This window comes from Haladaptatus sp. W1, assembly GCF_001723155.1.
Taxonomy (GTDB): Archaea; Halobacteriota; Halobacteria; order Halobacteriales; family Haladaptataceae; genus Haladaptatus; species Haladaptatus paucihalophilus.
In genome coordinates, this window is the sequence record NZ_MEIH01000118.1 from 1 (window position 1) to 2,183 (window position 2,183).

At 47.8% G+C, this 2,183-nt stretch carries 3 protein-coding genes; 2 read left to right on the forward strand and 1 reads right to left on the reverse strand.

Features of this window, described 5'->3' with window-relative positions:
* The coding region (locus tag BG842_RS06535; RefSeq protein ID WP_254662952.1) for an extracellular solute-binding protein at nucleotides 1–474 on the reverse strand (474 nt) is incomplete at its 3' end.
* A gap of 191 nt (nucleotides 475–665) precedes the next feature.
* Here BG842_RS06535 and BG842_RS32460 point away from each other — a divergent pair.
* Nucleotides 666–791, forward strand: a complete 126-nt coding sequence (locus tag BG842_RS32460; protein ID WP_256388508.1) for a hypothetical protein — start codon at nucleotides 666–668, stop codon at nucleotides 789–791.
* 13 nt (nucleotides 792–804) lie between these two features.
* Nucleotides 805–1,008 carry a hypothetical protein gene (locus BG842_RS28695; protein ID WP_139136047.1) on the forward strand — a complete coding sequence of 68 codons (204 nt, stop codon included), beginning with the start codon at nucleotides 805–807 and terminating at the stop codon, nucleotides 1,006–1,008.
* Nucleotides 1,009–2,183: the final 1,175 nt, after the last annotated feature.

The following is a 2,183-nucleotide window of genomic DNA, read 5'->3' on the forward strand; positions in this document are numbered from 1 at the left end:
ATAGGCGTCCTTCATTCCGTTTTCCGACCAGACCGAATCGCTGATGTCGTGAAGGATGTCGTTCTCGACGTAGGGCGTGAGGTTCTTTCCGGGCCACGCCTGCCACGAGCTCGGCGGCTTGCCTTGGAGGACGCGCTTTTTCACGACGTCTTTCAGGTTCTGCCCCGCACCGCCCGCGATGGGGTTCGGTTTGACTTCGATGTCCGGGTACTCCTCCTTGAATCCGTCGAGGAGGGCCGTAATCGCGGCGTGACCGTCGCCGCCCGTCCACCAGTGCTGGAGTTCGAGCTTCTTGTAGTCCGTATTACCGTCCTTTCCGCTTCCGTCGTCGTTCTTGTTTTCGTTGTCGCCGCCGTTGTCGTCGTCACCGCCGCCGGTGCATCCGGCGAGACCAGCGACTCCGGCAGTCCCGGCGAGACCCATTCCTTTGACGTACGTCCGTCGATTCAATCCGTTATCGTTATCGCCTGTCATATTGATGCCTCAGTATGCGTCTATTTACCTATTCGGTAAGAGCTACTTAATTATTTTTAAATTAATTCTACTCCGAGTGAATGCTTACAGTCGAGATAGTGTTTGAATTCAGTTGTTTCGGCCTCGTAGCCCTATTTTGGTAGCCCCGTTTCGATGGGTTTTACGCTCGCCCACATCGACCCTCCACACGCATGAGCGACGAGGATTATCGAATCGAGGAGGACAGCCTCGGGGAGATGAAAGTTCCAGCGGACGCCTACTGGGGCGCACAGACCCAGCGCGCGGTCGAAAACTTCCCCATCTCGGGAATCACGTAGAACCAGCCTCAAAATGGCATTTGAAAAGCTTGACTCAGATATGATTGAATACAATATTGCTACGGCAGGTATAAATGCTGAAAGTATGAAGGTTAGCAAAGAATCTTTAGAAAAACCAATGATGGGTGATAAATATTGCGTAGTTGCAAAAATGGCGACCATAATAAATAGGACTAGAACAATATCAATGAATGTTTGTCTGCTCTGCATCTATTAGATGGTAGTTACTGGTAGCAATTAGAATTTCTGCTAAACAGGGAGAGTAAGGAAGTAATGGATTACAGGTGCTTATCTTTCTTATTCTGATATTGACTTGCTAGAATTCACTGCCGTTGACGTAAAGGTATCTAGAGGGATGGCCAAATTTGATCATGGATGAAGAGTGTCTTAATCAACAATATATCCTGAGAATATCTACAGTTGGTATGACAGCGTTGATATAGACGATGTCTCCATTTGTTGTATCAAGTGTTACAATTACATGCGGTAAGATAGAAGGTGGTGTTAAAGACAGATTTTTTACATACTAGTATATAACATTTGACCACGTTTGTGGGTCTACTAACAGGTACAGAACGGTGTATGGGTGGAGAGTTGCCGAATCCCCAAACGAACATCATGAATATCCGAGTAAACAACAACACCAGAACAGGGGGACAAATTGTGGCTCCGGACGACCCGGTCCCGCCAGTAGATTCTAGAGGAATATTTTTCCGTCGTCACGTTTGAGACGACAAAGACCGAGGCGCCGCCGTTTTCAGAGGTAAAAGTTAGCTGGGCTATTGAATCAAAAGACGATAAGACTCAATTCGAGGACTTTGAGTTCCGCCTCAACGGTCCACCTCTGTTTACATTAGACGAAATCCCCGCCGACGGAGAACACTCGTTCACTATTCATTATACAACATTCCTTCAGTTGCAAGGCCGTCAAAGTGGGTCGCCGTGGATGCCGTTGGGACCCCGACTTACAGTTTCGATAGACGATACTGAATGCCAAGTGGTCGGCTGGGATAATCGGACAGTTGATGCCATCGTGTATACCGAGTTGAAGAAGTTTATTAGCGACATAGCCGAACTGCGTCTTCGCGGAAAGTCAGAACCCTCCTCCGATTGGAATGCTGATCGAATCAGATACTACTTTCCGTTGGAACTTGTTACACCTGAATTCCCCAACGCGGACATGGACGTCTGGATGGACGTCGAGTTCCAGTTAGTACACGACAAAGACGGAGTTGATATTGAACTCGTGTTGGATTTTGAAACCAATGTGATTTATTCGATGAATGAGATTATGATTACGGTGGGATCGCGGCAAAGGTGGCGAGTTTAGTCGAAGACATCATGCCAATGGTTCTGGAATGCCCCAAACGGCAGATTCAGAATCGGTTTAAG

What these genes read in the sequence shown, in the direction of transcription:
- BG842_RS32460 (WP_256388508.1), top strand. Translation starts at nt 666, where the DNA reads ATGAGCGACGAGGATTATCGAATCGAGGAGGACAGCCTCGGGGAGATG.
- BG842_RS28695 (WP_139136047.1), top strand. Translation starts at nt 805, where the DNA reads ATGGCATTTGAAAAGCTTGACTCAGATATGATTGAATACAATATTGCT.